Source organism: Fructobacillus sp. ESL1129 (assembly GCF_058507945.1).
Genome location: NZ_CP196668.1, coordinates 1,127,827 through 1,145,946 on the forward strand (window position 1 = coordinate 1,127,827; position 18,120 = coordinate 1,145,946).

At 46.0% G+C, this 18,120-nt stretch carries 17 protein-coding genes and 2 tRNA genes; 18 read left to right on the forward strand and 1 reads right to left on the reverse strand.

Annotation, left to right across the window (positions count from 1 at the left end; translation table 11 throughout):
- Positions 1–183 precede the first annotated feature (183 nt).
- The 10 genes from ACSYSL_RS05640 to ACSYSL_RS05685 all read left to right on the forward strand — a co-directional run bounded on the left by ACSYSL_RS05640 (position 184) and on the right by ACSYSL_RS05685 (position 7,439).
- Positions 184–1,026 carry an SAM hydrolase/SAM-dependent halogenase family protein gene (locus ACSYSL_RS05640; protein WP_338342549.1) on the forward strand — a complete coding sequence of 281 codons (843 nt, stop codon included), beginning with the start codon at positions 184–186 and terminating at the stop codon, positions 1,024–1,026.
- A gap of 1 nt (position 1,027) precedes the next feature.
- Entirely contained in the window at positions 1,028–1,585 is a 558-nt protein-coding gene (locus ACSYSL_RS05645) for an ECF-type riboflavin transporter substrate-binding protein (RefSeq protein WP_010690986.1), read from the forward strand.
- 12 nt (positions 1,586–1,597) lie between these two features.
- Positions 1,598–3,280 carry an ABC transporter ATP-binding protein gene (locus ACSYSL_RS05650; RefSeq protein ID WP_491708531.1) on the forward strand — a complete coding sequence of 561 codons (1,683 nt, stop codon included), beginning with the start codon at positions 1,598–1,600 and terminating at the stop codon, positions 3,278–3,280.
- Positions 3,273–4,097 (forward strand): energy-coupling factor transporter transmembrane component T family protein, encoded by an 825-nt coding sequence (locus ACSYSL_RS05655; protein ID WP_010690989.1) that lies wholly within the window; start codon positions 3,273–3,275, stop codon positions 4,095–4,097. The genes ACSYSL_RS05650 and ACSYSL_RS05655 overlap by 8 nt, the downstream gene beginning before the upstream one ends.
- Before the next feature lie 72 nt (positions 4,098–4,169).
- Positions 4,170–4,242: transfer RNA gene (locus ACSYSL_RS05660), tRNA-Asn, on the forward strand.
- A 42-nt stretch (positions 4,243–4,284) separates the two neighbouring features.
- Positions 4,285–4,357: transfer RNA gene (locus tag ACSYSL_RS05665), tRNA-Asn, on the forward strand.
- Between the two features lie 156 nt (positions 4,358–4,513).
- On the forward strand, positions 4,514–5,251 hold the full coding sequence (locus tag ACSYSL_RS05670) for an amino acid ABC transporter ATP-binding protein (RefSeq protein ID WP_033444860.1): 738 nt from the start codon (positions 4,514–4,516) through the stop codon (positions 5,249–5,251).
- Between the two features lie 13 nt (positions 5,252–5,264).
- Entirely contained in the window at positions 5,265–6,134 is an 870-nt protein-coding gene (locus tag ACSYSL_RS05675; protein WP_491708532.1) for a transporter substrate-binding domain-containing protein, read from the forward strand.
- Positions 6,131–6,772 carry an amino acid ABC transporter permease gene (locus tag ACSYSL_RS05680; RefSeq protein WP_491708533.1) on the forward strand — a complete coding sequence of 214 codons (642 nt, stop codon included), beginning with the start codon at positions 6,131–6,133 and terminating at the stop codon, positions 6,770–6,772. The genes ACSYSL_RS05675 and ACSYSL_RS05680 overlap by 4 nt, the downstream gene beginning before the upstream one ends.
- A gap of 13 nt (positions 6,773–6,785) precedes the next feature.
- Complete coding sequence (locus ACSYSL_RS05685) at positions 6,786–7,439, forward strand: amino acid ABC transporter permease (protein WP_187753563.1); 654 nt, start codon at positions 6,786–6,788, stop codon at positions 7,437–7,439.
- 57 nt (positions 7,440–7,496) lie between these two features.
- On the opposite strand, the gene pnuC is transcribed toward ACSYSL_RS05685, so the two are convergent.
- Positions 7,497–8,225, reverse strand: coding sequence for a nicotinamide riboside transporter PnuC (pnuC, locus tag ACSYSL_RS05690; RefSeq protein WP_491708534.1), 729 nt, complete (start codon positions 8,223–8,225; stop codon positions 7,497–7,499).
- Between the two features lie 300 nt (positions 8,226–8,525).
- On the opposite strand from pnuC, the gene ACSYSL_RS05695 reads away from it, so the two are divergent.
- From ACSYSL_RS05695 to ACSYSL_RS05730, 8 genes are all read left to right on the forward strand, one after another.
- Entirely contained in the window at positions 8,526–9,794 is a 1,269-nt protein-coding gene (locus ACSYSL_RS05695; RefSeq protein WP_248656855.1) for a NupC/NupG family nucleoside CNT transporter, read from the forward strand.
- A 151-nt stretch (positions 9,795–9,945) separates the two neighbouring features.
- On the forward strand, positions 9,946–10,362 hold the full coding sequence (locus tag ACSYSL_RS05700) for a hypothetical protein (RefSeq protein WP_338342556.1): 417 nt from the start codon (positions 9,946–9,948) through the stop codon (positions 10,360–10,362).
- Positions 10,363–10,383: 21 nt separating this feature from the next.
- Positions 10,384–10,899: a hypothetical protein gene (locus ACSYSL_RS05705; RefSeq protein WP_491708535.1), complete on the forward strand. Its 516-nt coding sequence runs from the start codon at positions 10,384–10,386 to the stop codon at positions 10,897–10,899.
- Positions 10,900–11,007: 108 nt separating this feature from the next.
- Complete coding sequence (locus ACSYSL_RS05710) at positions 11,008–11,721, forward strand: hypothetical protein (RefSeq protein ID WP_010691003.1); 714 nt, start codon at positions 11,008–11,010, stop codon at positions 11,719–11,721.
- A gap of 294 nt (positions 11,722–12,015) precedes the next feature.
- On the forward strand, positions 12,016–14,694 hold the full coding sequence (locus ACSYSL_RS05715) for a valine--tRNA ligase (RefSeq protein ID WP_338344959.1): 2,679 nt from the start codon (positions 12,016–12,018) through the stop codon (positions 14,692–14,694).
- Positions 14,695–14,836: 142 nt separating this feature from the next.
- Positions 14,837–15,805: a beta-ketoacyl-ACP synthase III gene (locus tag ACSYSL_RS05720; protein WP_029489811.1), complete on the forward strand. Its 969-nt coding sequence runs from the start codon at positions 14,837–14,839 to the stop codon at positions 15,803–15,805.
- A gap of 157 nt (positions 15,806–15,962) precedes the next feature.
- On the forward strand, positions 15,963–16,724 hold the full coding sequence (locus ACSYSL_RS05725; protein ID WP_010691006.1) for a CAP domain-containing protein: 762 nt from the start codon (positions 15,963–15,965) through the stop codon (positions 16,722–16,724).
- A 190-nt stretch (positions 16,725–16,914) separates the two neighbouring features.
- Positions 16,915–18,078, forward strand: coding sequence for an LCP family protein (locus ACSYSL_RS05730; protein ID WP_010691011.1), 1,164 nt, complete (start codon positions 16,915–16,917; stop codon positions 18,076–18,078).
- The last annotated feature ends 42 nt before the right edge of the window (positions 18,079–18,120 follow it).

Below are 18,120 nucleotides of genomic sequence, written 5' to 3' on the forward strand. Positions count from 1 at the left end.
TCTGGCCGGGAATCGCCCGTTATAGCGAATGGTTTTCGAATATTGAGAACCTAGAAAGGGTAGCACCGTGAGATGCTACCAAACACACCAGGTGGTAACGCGAATTTTCGTCCCGGGTAGGTCTTTTGACCTATCCGGGTTTTTTAGTTGCCAAGAAAAGCTGCAAAATAGCAGGAGGAAGAAATGAAAGAAGCATTGGTATTACAAACAGACTTTGGCTTGAATGACGGCGCCGTTTCCACCATGTACGGGGTTGCTCGTCAAGTTGACCCGGAAGTAACGGTTGCTGATTTAACGCACGGTATCACGCCATTTAACATCTTTGAAGGTTCCTTCCGCCTCTCGCAAACGGTGAAGTATTGGCCAGCTGGAACAGTTTTCGTTTCCGTTGTGGATCCTGGTGTTGGCTCCAAGCGCCTTTCCTTGGTGGCGAAGCTCAAAACCGGTCACTATGTTGTCACGCCTGATAACGGCACGTTGACTCACTTAGACAAGCTCTATGGAATTGAAGCCGTGCGGGTGATTGATGAGAGTATTGATCGATTGCCGGGTTCTGAAAAATCCGCGACTTTCCACGGCCGTGACATCTACGTGTATAACGGCGCTCGCTTGGCTGGTGGGGAAGTGACTTTTGACCAAATTGGTGAAGAATTGCCGGTGAAAGACATTGTCCGCCTGCCTTTGAACCCAGCCCGGGTTGAAGGAAACAAAATTCTTGGAAACGTCGACATTACTGACGTTAACTTTGGCTCGCTTTGGACCAACATTGATGAAGACCTTTGGGAAGATTTTGGCGCCCGTTATGGGGATGTCTTCAACGTATCGGTCTTCTATGAGGGCAAGCGGGTTTATCAGGCTAAATTGCCTTACTACAAGACCTTTGCTGACGTGAAGAATGGTGAGACGCTCATTTATGTTAATTCCGTCTATACGGTTGGTATTGCCATTCGTCTCGGCTCAATGGCGACCGAAAACCACTTATCCGCCGGTCAGCACTGGACGATTGAGATTGAAAAGGAGAACTAAGATGAAGAAAAAGGGATTATCGACAAAGGACGTTGTTGCCATTGGAATTGGGGCAGCCGTCTTCTTGATTTTGTTTAAGTTTATTGCCATTCCAACGGGAATTCCAAATACTCAGATTAACGTGGCTCAGTCATGGCTATCGCTTCTTTCCGTGATCTTTTCACCAATTGTCGGTTTCTTTGTGGCCATCATTGGGCACAGCCTAAACGATGCCATCTCATACGGATCCGTTTGGTGGTCCTGGGTCATTGCCGATGGTATCTATGCCTTGATTTTTGCGGTGCTGGTCAAGCGAGCTAATTTGTTGCAGGGAAAGCTAACTGCTTTCAAGCTGATCTGGTTTAACATTAGCCAGGCCATTGCCAATGTCATTGCTTGGCTGGTTGTAGCCCCCATCCTAGACATTTTGATTTATGCCGAACCAGCTAACAAAGTCTTCTTGCAAGGTGGCCTTTCTGTTGTGGTGAACATCATTTCGACGGCAATTATTGGAACGACTTTGGTATCGTTGTATATTAAAAACAAAGGGCAACAAGAACTATTGCGTAAAGAAGATTAGAAAGAGAACTGAATGACTGATTCTGTCTTACAATTTAAGGACCTCTCCTTTCGTTATCACAGTCAAGCGGAAGAAACGTTGAAGAATCTAAACTTCACCATCCAAAAGGGGAGTAAAACTCTCGTTTTAGGCCCTTCTGGTTCGGGAAAGTCAACGTTGATTGCTCTTATCAATGCATTGGTAACTGAAAAAGAGGGCGAAATCGACGGACAAGTCTTCATTAATAATGAGGACCAAGCCGGGACTGACTCTTTTGACCGTTCGCTTTTAGTTGGGACTATTTTACAAGACACTGATCGCCAGTTTGTTGGTCTAACGGTGGCTGAAGACATTGCTTTCGTGCTCGAAAACGAGGCGGAAGCGGTTGAAAAACTGCGTGCTGCCGTTGCCAACATCGCCGATAAGTTAGGATTGACTAATTTGTTGCCGTTGGGGCCGGAGGCGCTCTCTGGTGGACAAAAGCAACGGGTTGCCATGGCGGGGGTGCTGGTTGGGAATAGTCCCATTTTAGTTTTGGATGAGCCCCTCGCAAGTCTCGATCCCCAAACCGGTCAAGCGGTGCTTGCGACCATTGAGCAGCTGCATCAAGATGGTATTACCATCATTATGGTGGAACACCGTCTGGATGAGGTTTTGCGTCAAGGTGTTGATCATGTTTTGGTTCTGAAAAACGGTGAACTGGTCTTTGACGGACAGGCCGAGGATTTGCTTAAAAACCCTCGCTTTCACGACTGGCAGTTGGCCCAGCCGGCGTATCTGTCACTCGTTGAACAATCGGGTTATTCTCTGCAGAATCTTGAACACATTGAAGATGTTCAAACGGTAACCGGTCCCAACTTGAAGCAGCAACTGCAACAGGCGCAAAAGACTAAGAAAACAGCAGTAGATAAGGGAACACAAGACAGGTCCACGGCCGCCTTGGAGGCGGAGAACTTGACCTATTCCTATGGCGATCGAACCATTTTAGACGATGTTTCGTTGACCATTGATGCCAATCAATGGTTGGCCTTGATCGGCGAAAATGGTTCTGGAAAGTCGACGCTCGCCCGTTTAATTGCTGGTTTCTTACCTGTTCAACAGGGACGTGTTTTTTCGAAGAGTGACGAGGATAAGAACGTCACAGTCGACTTTGCCGAACTGAGCTTGGCAGAGCAGGCGCGATACGTGGGCTACGTTTCGCAAAATCCTAACGAGATGCTCATTGGTTTGTCAGTTTTTGAGGAAGTGGCTACCGGCCTGCGCCTGCATCACGTAGCGGAAGATGTCATTGAGGAAACGGTTCATTTTGCTTTAAAAAAGGCGAATCTCTATCCTTATCGTCATTGGCAAAGTCAATCGCTGTCTTTTGGTCAAAAGAGACGCTTATCCGTTTTGTCAGTAGCCATTTTGGAACCTAAGGTCTTAATTTTAGACGAACCAACGGCCGGACAAGACGATGTTTCCGCCAAAGGGTTGCTGGAATACTTGCGTTTGTTGCAAGATTCCGGGATTGCCCTGGTGACGGTTACTCACGATATGGCCCTGATTGAAAAGTGGGCAGATCAGGTGGTCTCCTTGGTAGCGGGGCGTCTGACGGCGAAAATGACGCCGGCCGAACTTTTTAGTCAACGGTCGTTATTGGAACAGACGTCACTCATTGTGCCATCGGATCAAATTTTGCTGACGCGCATTGAAAGGGAGGGGAGTCATGACTGATTTTCTTGGTTATCAAGACCGCGATTCGGTCATCCATCGATTAAACGCGACGAGTAAGCTGCTTGTCTTTTTGTTGCTTACGGTCGCGGGGATCCTTTCCTTTGACATCCGCTTCCTGCTTTTGTTGACGGTTTTTGCCGGTTTTGTTTTATATTTATCAAAAATCTCTTGGCGCTCGATTCGGATACTGGTTTATTTAACCGTCGTTTTTGCGCTACTTAATCTGGTGTTGATTTATGTTTTTGCACCACAATACGGGGTTGAGTTATACCATGATAAAACGATTTTACTTGGTTCGGGTTACTATGCTTTGACGAGTCAACAACTGTTTTATGAATTGTTGGTGTTACTAAAGTATTGTTTTTCGGTTCCGCTTTCCCTGGCTTTCTTGCTCACGACGCAACCTTCTCAATTGGCAGCTGGTCTGAATCGAGTGGGAATTTCTTATAAGATTGCCTACGCCTTTTCCTTGACACTGCGGTATTTACCGACGATTCAAAACGAGTTTCAAACCACAAAAAAGGTGCAGGAGGCCCGCGGGTTCGCCCTTGGTAAAAAAGCATCTTTAGGGAAGAAAATGATGGCTTCGACCCGCCTCTTACTTTCCCTGGCCTTTTCGACTTTGGAAAAAGTCGAAACAATTTCCGAAGCGATGGCCCTACGCCGCTTCGGTAAGAAGCGAAAACGAACATGGTATTACAGTCAAAAATGGCGCTTGCCGGATTGGCTGGCTTTGACGATGGGAATTCTTCTTTTGTTACTGGCTGTCTGGTTGGTATCAATCGATGGTGGCCGTTTTTGGAATCCGTTCAGATAAAAATTAAAAAATACTCATAATTTGTTGACTTTTATTAGAATGGCGTGGTATATTAATACCACGCCATTTGATTGTCTTGTAGTTCAGTTGGTAGAACACCGCACTGTTAATGCGAAGGTCGCTGGTTCGAGCCCAGCCGGGACAGTTGAGAAATAAGATGTTTTTTCTCATTTTTATAATTTCATTTTGTCTTGTAGTTCAGTTGGTAGAACACCGCACTGTTAATGCGAAGGTCGCTGGTTCGAGCCCAGCCGGGACAGTCTGCGTCGCTCCATACGAGGAGGGGCTTTTTTTATTTTCTTCAAAATATTCGGCCTCGTTATAAAAGTTAACAAAAAAGGACCATTTATTCCTACAAGGGTTATAATGGCTATAATACATTGATTCTAAAAAAAGACATGGGGGAAAGAAAACAGATGTCCATGATTGAGTTCAAAGACGTAGAAAAGTACTATGGCGACTTTCACGCACTAAAAGACATTAACCTGAAAATTGATGCGGGCGAAACCGTTGTGTTGATTGGTCCATCTGGTTCTGGTAAATCAACGTTAATTCGAACGGTGAACGGGTTGGAAGAAATCCAAGAGGGTCAGCTCATTGTTGATGGTTTTGACCTTCATGATCCCAAGACGGATATGAATAAGATTCGTAAGAACGTTGGAATGGTCTTTCAGCATTTTAACCTCTATAACAATAAAACCGTGATTGAAAACATTATGTTGGCCCCCCGTTTGGTCTTGAAACGTGACGAAGCGGAAAACAAGCGAATTGCAATGGAGCTGTTGGAGCGTGTCGGTTTGGCTGACAAGGCGAATAACATGCCATCGGCTTTGTCTGGTGGACAAAAGCAGCGCGTGGCCATTGCCCGTTCTTTGGCGATGAAGCCTAAGTGCCTGCTCTTTGATGAGCCAACTTCTGCCTTGGATCCCGAAATGATTGGGGATGTTTTGAAGGTTATGAGGGAAATTGCTGAAGATAGTGATATGACGATGTTGGTCGTGACCCACGAAATGGGCTTTGCAAAGGCCGTGGCCGATCGTGTAATCTTCATGGCGGATGGTCAGATTTTGGAAGATTCCTCAACGGAGCAGTTCTTTAAGGACCCAAGTAACGAACGAGCAAAGAAGTTCTTGAGTCAAGTGGCAAACCACTAAGGGAGGAGGCAAGATGGAAAAGAATAAAAAACGTCTTTTTGGGATTACTGCCTCCATTCTGTTAGTGCTGATTTTGATTGTTGCTGGTTTGTGGGCTGCAAACCGTGCTCATGAAAACCGCATGCATCAAGATACACTGGCCCGTGTTGAAAAGACCAAGACCATTAATTGGGGGGTTAAGACAGACACGAAACTCTTTGGTCTGGTAAATACCAAAACTGGACAGTCGGAGGGCTTCGACGTTGATTTGGCAAAGGCGCTTACAAAGCAAATTGGTAAGCAATTGAACATGAAGCTGACCGCGACTTTTACACCCGTTAACGCCTCTTCAAAGGTTCAATTATTGAAGAACACGAACATTGATGGGGTAGCTGCGGTCATGACCATCACGAAGGAACGTGCCAAAATCGTTGATTTCACTGATCCGTATTTCCCAGCCGGAAATTCGCTTTTGGTTAAAAAGGATTCGGGTATCCAGTCGATTAAGGACTTGAATGATCCATCCAAGACCATCTTGATTGCCCTGGGAACAACGGCCGCGGATACTGTCAAAAAGGAAGCGCCAAAGGCTAAGGTTTTGGCCTTGCAAGATTATGCTTCGGCTATGCAGGCTCTGAAGGCCGGCCAAGGTCAGGCAATTGTGACAGATAACGCCATTTTGTATGGTTTGGTAACCGAAAACCCAGACTATCACGTGGTTGGTGGCATCATGGGCTACGCTCCTTATGGTATTGCCTTTGACCACAACCAGCCTGGTATGGTGAAAGAAAGTAATGAAGCGTTGGCCGCCCTCAAGAAAAATGGAAGGTACAACGCCTTAATTAGAAAGTGGTTTGGTCAGGTACAGGGATTAGACGTTAGTCAATTGGAGGTGACACAATGACAATCTTTAATCATTATAGTTCCCTCTTTTACTCTGGATTTGGTTACACCCTTCTCGCTTCGCTCATCGCTTTGGTTGCTTCTCTCATATTAGGGACGCTCTTTGCCTTGCTTCAGTTGTCGAAAAAACGCCTCTGGTCAGGTTTAGGGAACGCCTACGTGCAGTTCTTTCGAAACGTACCGTTGCTGATTATTACGCTCTTTTTCTACTTAGCAGTTGCCAAAGTCATTAAGATGACCGGCTTTGTTGCGGGAACTGTTGCCTTATCACTTTATACGTCGGCTTTTATCGCTGAATCGGTTCGTGCCGGGATTTTGTCGATTGATAAGGGACAGATGGAAGGTGCCTTAGCCAATGGTTTATCCTATGGTCAAGCCATGCGGGTAATTGTCTTACCACAGGCATTCAAGGTTGCCATTCCATCTTTAGGAAATCAATTCATTAATCTGGTCAAGAATTCTTCCATTTTGGCCTTTGTTGGTGGCTTAGACCTGATGTATCAGGGAAACTTAGTGGCAGCTAGTTCGTTTGATACGTTCACGTCTTATATCATCGTTGGTATTTTCTACCTCGTCTTAACGTTGCCACTTAGTTATGGTATGCAGTACTTGGAAGAACGTCTGCAGGGAAATCGATAGGAGGGGATGACCAATGAATGACTTTTTAAATGCGTTAACACCCGATAACTTGGGTTATCTCATGCAGGGCCTATGGATTACCGTTGCGGTCTCTGTTCTTTCAATTGTGGTTTCCTTCATTCTTGGTTCCGTTATTGGAATCGTCATGTTTGAAAAGATTCCTTACTTTTCATCGTTAGTTGGTACTCTAAACAACATCGTGCGAAACTTACCACTGTTGTTGATTATCTTCTTCACTTACTTTGCTTTGCCTCAGATTGGGATTCGCCTACCGGTTTTCTGGTCAACGGTTGTCGCCATGTCCTTTTTCGAAGCGGCCATGCTGTCTGAAATTATTCGTGGTGGCTTGGACTCGATTGACAAGGGACAGTTCGAAGGTGCTCGTTCGACTGGTATGTCCAACCGACAGACCATGATGTACATCATCTTGCCTCAGGCATACAAGAAGATGATTCCACCATTGATTTCGCAGTTGATTTCTTTGGTAAAGGATACCTCTTTGGCCTCTGGAATTGTGCTTGCTGATTTGACCTTCCGTGGTCAGGTTGTCTATGCACAAAACAGTCACTATATTGTACCCATTCTGGTCTTTATGACTTTCTGCTACTTTATCGTGAACTACCTCTTATCTTTGTTGGCCAAGCGTCTTGATCGCCGTTTAGCATAATCAAATCAATGAAAAAGTCCCGCTCTCACTAGTCGAGAACGGGACTTTTATAATGAATTAGTTTTTTCGATTATACCAGTACCAAGCACCGTAGAGGGCGTTTGCCAGCATGACGATTTGAAGCACCAGCATGGAAATCGCATAGGAGCCGTCGAGGACGAAAATGTTTTGGGCCCAGACGAGCACCTGAACGATGTCAACGGTAATCCAGGCGAACCACTGGGAGCGGTAACCATAGGTCATGAGTAACTGACCGATGATGTTCAGCGGGAGCACCGCGGAATCCAAGTAAACTTGCAGTCCGTTCAAGTGCTTTGAAATGGCTAAAACCACTAAGTAGGTCAGGATGGTCAAAGTTAAGACCGACCAAGCCAAGGTTTTGGACATCTTCTTGAAGACCAGCTCACCCTTTTCGCTGTTTCGTGCCCGAGCCCAGAAGTAAATCCCGGAAAACTGCATCAAAAAGGCGAATCCCTGGGCAAAAACGTCCCCGAAAGTTCGAGAGTGTAGAGCAACCATCATCCAGGCGGCCGTACAAATTAGGCCCCAAAAGAAGTTGGATTGCTTGCCCTGGTCAACTAAGGCCAGGTTAATCACCGCAGCCAAACCGGTCCAAAGGGTCAACCAGGCGAGACCGGATCGGTCGGACGAGAGCAGAAAGGTCAAAAGCTGGGCGAAGACCATTACGGAAAGCATTGCCTTTGTTGCCTTATTCAGTGAGATGAGGTCCGACCAAATCGCCTTGGGCGAAAAAGTCAGGGCCAGTGTGCTTGATTTTTGATTCATGATGAATCCTCCTATTGTTTTTTAGGTGCCGTCATCGGAAGCAACGCACCGTGTGTTTAGCGCTCACCGGAATTGGTAAACGTGTTGATTATAGCATTTTTGTGGGGATTTTCCTTTTAAAAGAGAAGCATCTGAATGGGCATAATGGAGGAAATTCTAATAAAACGAACAATTAGATAAATTTAATCAAAATGTTCGTTAAAACAGGGAAAGAAAGAGAGAGAAACTTAATTTGTTTACTTTTCACCGTGTATAATTAAGTTGTTATGCGAAACTGTCGGAATTACAGGGGGAAACGACATGTTCTATTTGTTGGTAAATGCGGTGGGACTACTGGTCTTTATCGGACTGGCTGTGCTGTTTTCAAAGAACCGCTCGAAGATTAACTGGCGCTCGATTGCCATCATGGTGGTGGTTAACTTAGTATTAGCTTGGTTCTTCACATCGTTCTCAATCGGTCGTGACATGATTGATGCGGCAGCTGGTGGCTTTAACGAACTAATTTCAGTGGCCAGTGTTGGAATTGACTTTGCTTTGAAGCCAACCGGCGCTAAGTTGCAGGGCACTTTCTTTACGTCCGTTTTGTTGCCAATTCTGTTGGTTGTGCCACTTTTCGATATTTTAACTTACTTTGGGATTTTGCCATTCGTCATTAAGTGGCTTGGAAAGGGACTTTCAAAGCTCTTTGGTCAACCAAAGTTTGAATCATTCTTCTCAATTGAAATGATGTTTCTAGGAAACACGGAAGCCTTGGCCGTTTCTGCCTTGCAATTGAAGAAGATGAAGGCGGACCGGATGTTGACTTTGGCCATGATGTCCATGTCTTGTGTGACGGCCTCGGTTCTGGGTTCTTATACGTTGATGATGCCTGCTCGTTACATCTTGACGGCTGTTCCCATTAACGTTATTAACGCACTAATTGTGACTGCTATCTTGAATCCTGTTGAAGTGTCACCAGAAGAAGATACGATTGCAAAGATGGGACCTGCTCCGGCAGCAACCGAGGATATCGACTCCGGATCAGAAGTCTTGGCTGAGTCCGAGGTGAAGGAAGCCGTTGTTGCCAAACGTGAGCCGTTCTTCTCATTCTTAGGTGATTCCATTCTTGGTGCCGGGAAGTTGATTTTGATCATTGCGGCCAACGTGATTGCCTTCGTTGCCTTGGCAGCGATGGTGGATAAGCTGTTGGGTCTTATCAACCCCTGGCTATCCCTCGAACATATCTTGGGAATCGTGATGTATCCATTTGCTTGGTTGCTCGGTGTGGGAGCACACTCCTTCGACTTGGCCCAGTTCATGGGAACAAAGTTGATTACGAACGAATTCGTTGTGATGGGGTCTGTGACTAACAAGATTAGCCACTTCCCAGAACACTATGCGGCAGTTTTGACGGTGTTCTTAACGTCATTTGCCAACTTCTCAACAATCGGAATGATTGTTGGTTGCTTCAAGGGAATGGTTTCAGACGATAAAAGCAAGGTCATTGCCAAGAACGTTGGCTACCTCCTCTTGTCTGGTATCCTGGTTTCGCTTTGTTCAGCGGCCATGGTGGGACTATTTGTTTGGTAAGCAGTTGATTAAAAAACGACCTGCGGGTCGTTTTTCTCTTTTGTAAAGTCAGTCGATCTCCTCGACTGACTTTTTTAATGATATTGGCTCTTTTGTTTCATTCCTGCTAGAATGAAAGTTGACAATAAACTTGATTGAAAGGAAATCGCTTATGGCAGAAGAGAAAAAGACGCCAGAAACAAAAAAGGATGTGGAACAAAACACATCTGAAGCGCAGCCGGTTGATTCAAAGAAAGAAAACACGGGTAACAACCGCATGGAAGAAGCGGCGGAAGCTGCACAAAAAGGTGCCCAAGCGGCGACGGATTCTGCTAAGCAGGCCTTTGTCAAAGTCAAAGAACGCTCCGAGTGGTCTAACCCCTTTGTTGTGGTGATTACGGCCATTGTTTTGCTCGTAGCCGTTCGTGTTCTTTTTGGTACTATCTTCGATAAGTTTTTCGGGTTCGTGGGTGAGTTGTTACTCGCAGCCGTTAAGCAAGGTGCTTGGCCCATTGTCTTTGCTGGTTTCATTATTTACTACCGCAAGGAAATTCGTGAACTTCTAAACCGTTTGGGTCGTAAGGACTAAACGCGAGAAAGGAATTTACATATGCTATCACGTTCAAAGCGTCGGAAAACCGACAAGCGCGGGATGACCTTTTATAAAAAATGGTGGTTTTGGCTCATCGTTGTGTTAATTGGTGGTGCCTTTGCCTTCTACATGGTTGGCGCGGCCTCATCGTCTTCTGACAATGATGATTCATCAACGCCGGATATTTCATACTCTTCAAAGAAGCATTCATCCTCAAAGAGCTCATCATCGTCAGATGATGACGATGATGCGAACACAGCATCGGCCAATGCAGCCGCAGCCGCAAGAGCTAGCTCCGAAGCGGCGGCCGATCGTGAAGCGATTGCAAGACAAAACGCACAATCAGCCGCAGCGGCAGCCTCATCACAAGCTGCAGCCGCCTCTGCAAAGGCAGCGGCTGATTCTTCATCAAAGGCAGCCGCAGATTCCGCTTCCTCAAAGGCAGCGGCCGACTCTGCTTCAAGTGCAGCAGCCCAATCTTCATCTGCTGCAGCAGCCGCAGCTCAAAATCAGAACCAGAATCAAAACCATTAAGATGGTCAAGATCAGGTGAAAAGCAGACGATCAAATCGTCTGCTTTTTTATTCTAATTTAAAAGAAGCGTATAATGGGGAACATTAAGGAAAGAAATCAGGTTGAAAGATGAAACGAACAAAGTGGATTTGGCTAGTGGTTGTTCTGCTCGTGGCTGGGCTATCCGGGACGTTCGTCTGGCAAAAACACCAGTTGAATAAGAATGACCAAAAGCAGGAGACGGTAAGTAGTGTTCGCTCGTCAACAAGTAATGGTATACTCGCCCTAACTTCGGGGCAGTCTGGCACTATTAAGGGGTTAAAAATCAACGTTTTGTCCCTTAAAAAAACGGATTACAAGGCTTTCCATAGTCGAAGTGTTGTGAAAATCAAGTTGCAACTAAAGAACACGACTAAATCGAACCTGTACGTCGTTGCATCAGCGCCCAATGGGGCCTTTGATACGGGCTTTAAGAATACAGATAGTCGTAACATGACGGGCCTTGCCACCGATGACATCACGGCCACGGCCTGGACTTCCAGCGTGAAGTATTTTGAAAATGGTGCTGGTCAATTAAAAGATGATCAATTGATTAGTAACAAATTGCAAAAGAAGGGCGATGTCATCCTCGGCCAGTCCGGTAAGTACCGCTACCTTTGTTGGAAGCTAGCCCCAGGGCAGACGGTGTCCGGAAATGCTTATGGGCTTTATACAGAGAACAATGACCATCCGAAGGAATTACCGGTTTTGAAAGTCAACACTGAACAAATTGGCGTTTTGAAAGAGCAAATTGACCAATACCAGTCAACCTATGAAGAACAAGCTGGGAATAGTCAGTCTTGAGGATTAAGAAAGGCTTGACTAACCCCAAAAGACTTTGTACACTAAAGAGAACTTAGAGGAGTACGCAAGCGCTACTGATATAGAGAACCGTTGGTTGCTGGAAAACGGGCGAGTTAATGCGGAAGGTTGCTAAGGGTAAATAATTAATTTGAATGAAGTGGTGTTTTTCTGGCTTTTGCTAGGAAAACGCAATTTAGGTGGTACCACGTGCAAGCGTCCTAATCTTTTGATTAGGACGCTTTTTTAATATCATCTTAAAAAAAGCCATTTTGTAAAGTAAAGTGAGGACAGTCGATGCGTGATGTAAACATGTCAACCAAGTATGATCCAACCGCGGTCGAAGCGGGTCGCTACCAAGATTGGTTGGACAACAAGCTGTTCGCTCCCGAAGCGAACAAGGCGATTCAGGGAAACGAACCAGAACCTTATTCTGTCGTGATTCCGCCACCAAACGTGACGGGAAAGTTGCACTTGGGTCATGCCTGGGACACGACTTTGCAAGATATGTTGATTCGTCAAAAGCGGATGCAAGGCTTTGATACGCTCTGGTTGCCAGGAATGGACCATGCCGGTATCGCCACACAGGCCAAAGTGGAACAACGCTTGCGTGCCGAAGGCATCTCCCGTTACGATCTTGGTCGTGAAAAGTTCATCGAACAGGTCTGGGATTGGAAGAACGAATACGCTTCAACAATCAAAAAGCAGTGGGGAAAGATGGGCTTGGCCCTGGATTATTCCCGCGAACGTTTTACCTTGGATAAGGGGTTGAATGAAGCGGTTAACAAAGTCTTCATCGACCTTTACAACAAGGGTCTAATCTACCGTGGTGAATACATCATTAACTGGGATCCACAGGCTCGAACAGCTTTGTCTGATATCGAAGTCATTTATCAAGATGACGAAGGGGCCTTTTACCACGTTAAGTACCCATTCACGGATGGGACGACTTTGGATGGCAAGGACTACATCGAGATTGCCACAACTCGTCCTGAAACAATCTTTGGTGACGTTGCCGTTGCCGTCAACCCAACGGATGAACGTTACAAAGACATCATTGGAAAGACGGTTAAGGTTCCGCTCGTCGGTCGCGAAATTCCAATCATCGCCGACGAATACGTTGAAAAGGACTTTGGAACGGGAATGGTGAAGATTACGCCAGCCCACGATCCAAACGATTTCCAAGTTGGTAACCGTCATAACTTGGAACGCATCAACACGATGACCGAAGACGCTCACATGAATGCCAATGCCGGTAAGTACGAGGGCTTGGATCGCTTCGAAGCTCGTAAGGCCATGGTGGCCGACATGGAAGCCGCCGGTGACATGTTGAAGATTGAGCCATACACGCACTCCGTTGGTCATTCAGAACGTACTGGTGTTGCTATCGAATCACGCTTGTCAACGCAGTGGTTCGTTAAGATGGAGCCATTGGCTAAGCAAATCCTAGCGATGCAAGAAAACGCTGACGAAAAAGTCAACTTCGTCCCAGGTCGTTTTGAAGATACCTTCACCCGTTGGATGGAAAACATCCGTGACTGGGTTATCTCACGTCAGCTCTGGTGGGGACACCAAATTCCTGCCTGGTACAAGAACAAGGGGACGGATCAAGAAGAAATCTACGTTGGTGAAAAGGCGCCGGGGGATGATTGGGAACGTGATCCAGACGTTTTGGATACTTGGTTCTCCTCTGCTCTTTGGCCATTTTCAACGATGGGTTGGCCAAACAACTTGGACGAAGACTTTGCTCGCTACTACCCAACAAATACCTTGGTTACGGGTTATGACATCATCTTCTTCTGGGTTGCTCGAATGATGTTCCAAGGAAAAGAATTCACTGGTGAGCGACCATTCAAGAACGTGTTGATTCACGGTTTGATTCGTGATGGGGAAGGCCGCAAGATGTCCAAATCACTCGGAAACGGTGTTGATCCAATGGACGTCATCGAAAAGTACGGTGCCGATGCCTTGCGTTGGTTCTTGGCGACGGGATCAACGCCTGGTCAAGACGTCCGCTTTACTTACGAAAAGATGGACGCCGCCTGGAACTTCATCAACAAGATCTGGAACGCTTCCCGCTACGTTATTATGAACTTGGAAGACGATACAGTGGCGCGCATTCCCGATGAAGACAAGTTGTCTCTTGCGGACAAGTGGATTCTGGATCGTTTGAACAAAACGGTCAAGGAAGTTACAGACAACTTCGATAAGTTCGAATTTGGTGAAGCGGGTCGTGATCTGTACAACTTCATCTGGTCTGACTTTGCCGACTGGTACATCGAAATGACGAAGGAATCGTTGAACGGGGATGGTGACAAGACGGCCGTTCAAGAAACCTTGGCCTATGTCTTGGACCAAACCCTGCGTCTCCTCCAACCAATCATGCCATTCATGGCTGAAGCCATCTGGCAGGAAATGCCAGAACAGGCTGGTAAGGATGCCCACTTAGGCATCCAAGCTTACCCAGTTTATAAGAAAGAATTGGAAAACGACGAAGCCGCTGCTTCCTTCAAGTCTTTGCAAGATTTGATTGTGGCGGTCCGGACGATTCGTGCCGAAGCGAAGGCGCCGATGTCCAAGGAAATCGACGTGTTGATTAAGGTAAAAGATGACCATTTGGTTACGATTTTCAACGACAACGCCGATTACATCCAGCGCTTTGTAAAGCCAAAGTCATTGACGATTGCAGAAGACGTTGATGTTCCTGATTTGGCCATGTCACAGGTGATTACGGGTGCTGAAGTCTACGTACCGCTTGCCGGATTGATTGACATCGATGCCGAAATCGAGCGTTTGGAAGGCGAATTGGCCAAGTTTGATAAGGAAGTCAAGCGTGGTCAAGGAAAACTTGCCAATGAAAAGTTCGTTTCTTCTGCTCCGGAAGCCGTTGTAGCCAAGGAGAAGGAAAAGTTGGCGGACTGGCAAGAAAAGGCCGCTGCCACGAAGAAGCGTCTCGACGACTTGAAGAAGGCCTAAAGAACACCTATAATAAGCATAGTTAGCTCCCTCATCGAAATGATGGTGGGGTTTTTATGTTAATTTAGTATAGACTCGCTACACTTACAGTGAGCCCTTTTTGAAGTAAAAAAGGAAGCTCCAACTTAGTATAGGAATGATTATGATTGGAAGTAAGATTTTGGCCACCGGCCACTATGTGCCAAAAGATATTGTGACCAATGATGATTTAGCCAAAGTCGTGGACACGAGTGATGAATGGATTGTTTCCCATACGGGGATTCGCTCACGCCGTGTTTCGCTTCGGGGTGAAAATACATCAGACCTGGCAACTAAGGCGGCAGAGATTGCGTTAGAACGGGCAGGTATTTCAGCCAAGGAATTAGGCTTCATTATTGTGACGACTTTTACACCAGATGGATTAGCTCCTTCGACAGCAGCGTTGGTTCAACGCAATTTGGGCGCTGATAAAGCCTGGGGCTTTGATTTATCAACGGCCTGTGCGGGCTTTGTCTTTGGCTTGTCAACCGCAGATAAATTCATTAAAAGCGGGGCGTACCAATACGGCTTGGTTATTGCCGCTGAGGTAAACTCCAAGATGATGGACTTTTCGGACCGAACATCGACCGTTTTCTTCGGTGATGGAGCCGGTGCGGCTGTTTTGGCGCCTAGCGAGGTCGGCGTTTTAACTGCTGAGGAAATGCACACCATTGGGGATGCCGAAGTGGTACACTCTGGACGCATTGCGCCTTTGACGAAATTATCAGCTGAGAACTACCCGACCATTGATGCTTTTGCTCAGGAGGGTCGGACGGTTTATAACGAAGTCACGACAAAGATTCCGAACCACATTCAAGACTTTTTGAAGGGGAAGAACCTAACCGTTGATGACGTTGATTACTTTGTCTTGCACCAAGCCAACTTACGGATGATTGAAAAAGTGGCTGCTAGTCTCGGTCAGAGTATGGATAAATTCATTACGAACCTAGAAGAATATGGCAATGCTTCTTCAGCAGGGATTGCCATGGCCTTTGACCAGTTGAACAGCCAAGTTGACCTGACTGGAAAGAAGGTGGTGTTAACTGGATTTGGCGCTGGTTTCACATACGGATCACTCTTATTGGAATTTTGATTTGCAAAAAGAGTTGATTTATTGTAATATGAACGTAACCTATGGGATATTATGCAGTAATGCTGTTATCTTACAATAGGCATATCGATTGAGTACAGCCACTGAGTTGTACCCACTATCAATAAAAAATAAGTAGAACATAATTGGAGAGTCTCTCATGAAGAATAACGTTACTAAGACAATCTTGGCCACATTAGCTTCTGCTACTGCTTTTGCTGCAGCAGGTGCTCACGCTTCTGCCAACGACGTCACAATCAAGGCCGGTGACACACTGTCACAAATCGCTGAAGATAACAACACAACTGTTGAAGAATTGGTTGCTAAGAACAACATCGCCAACGCTGACTTGATCATCGCTGGTGACACAATCACAACTGACGGTGTTGCTGCTGCCGCTACAACTTCTGCAACGGCAACTGCTGCCACTGCTTCAGTTGCTGCTGCCGCTGATGAAAACGTGACGGCTTCAACGACTGATGATTCAGCCGCAACTGCTAACACACAAGCAACGACGAACACGAACACACAAGCTGCTGCTGCAACGACTGCTGCCGTTTCAAACACGACTTACTCAGCTGGTGCTGATGGTTCAGTTCAAACAATTATCAACGCAATGAACGCAAAGCGTGCAGCTGCCGGTTTGGCACCTGTTTCATACGATGCTTCATTGGCCGCAACGGCTGCTTCACGTGCAGCTAACGCTGTAGCAAACGGTGGATTGCCAACTGGACACTTCCAACAAGTTGCTGGTCCTGAAGTTGTTGCCATCGATTGGTCACCTTCATCAGTTGTTGATGCTTGGTACAATGAAACTGGCATGGTTGCCGCACCTGCACACCGTAACTGGTTGATGAATGCTTCATTCACAAAGGTTGGTTTCGGTATCGTTGACGGCACGATTGTTGGTATCGCTGGCTAATTTAAATTTAATTTTTTCAAAACGACTAGGCTTTGCCTGGTCGTTTTTTGTTTACTCAAAAACAAATATAAAGCTTTTCCTAAGATGTCTTAATTCGCCTGCTTTTAACGCCTGTTTAACATGCTATGTGATAGAATAATAAAAGTTAAGTGATAATTTTAAAAATCGGTAGAAAGCGAAGATCATTCATATGCAACAAGATCCAGATCAATTATCCCGGAAAGTTCGGTATGACGGTGTCCGCCAAAAGCGAAAGAAGCGGAGCCGTATTCGGAAGTGGATTCTTTCCATTCTGACGATTATTCTATTGGCGGTTGCTGGATGGGGAACCTATCTCTATGCCCAGTACAAGGGGTCAATCGATGATATCCAAAAGTCTGCCAAGATCTCAAAGACTCGCAATGTTTCGAATTTAATTGCCCGGGGTAAGCCTTTTTCAGTTTTGGTTATGGGAACCGACGTTGGGGAGTTGAACCGTAACGATCGAGAAGGTCTCACGGATTCCATGATGCTGGTGACGATTAATCCCAAGACTGATAAAGTCACGATGATGTCGATCCCTCGTGATATTATGACGGCCATTCCCGGTTATGAAGATTCCTTCCCTCAGAAGTTGAATGCTGCATATGCTTACGGTGGCGTGGGAGCAACTATGAAAGCCGTGCAGAATTACCTGAATGTTCCAATCGACTCTTATGCATTGGTTAACATGAAGGGGTTGACGACATTGGTCGATAAGGTCGGTGGTGTTTCCGTTAAATCACCAATGGACTTCCAGTATAGCCAAGATACCGCCCACGATTACGGTCCTGACCTGTATCGTTTCCATAAGGGTTCCACGAAGTGGGAGTATTCCGATGATAACGGAGCTACTTGGACATCATCTAAGACGAAGTTGACTGGGGAAGCGGCTTTGGCCTTTTCAAGAATGCGTTATGATGATCCACAGGGAGACTATGGACGTCAGCAACGGCAACGACTCGTTTTGCAGGCGTTGATTAAGAAATCTGTGAATGCAGAGACGCTTTTGAACGCTTCCTTCATCAAGTCTTTGTCGAAGTATGCACAGACAGATTTGTCATTCAACAATATCTTGAAGATTGCTCAAAACTACCGAAACGCAGCTAAGAACCAAGATTCTGATCACATGCAGGGAACCGGTGTCATGTACGATGGGGTTTCTTACCAAGCGGTAACGAACTCTGAAAAGCAACGTGTTACGAACAAGCTACGAAAGCAGCTTGGACTTTCTGAAAAAGAAACCGGAACACAGTTTGGTGGTGACGTACCATCCTCAGGAACAAGTATTGCAAATACGTATTTGTCACAAATCGGCGAGACGTTAGAACAATAGAATAAAAAGCATTAGACAGTCGTCTAATGCTTTTTTCTTTGG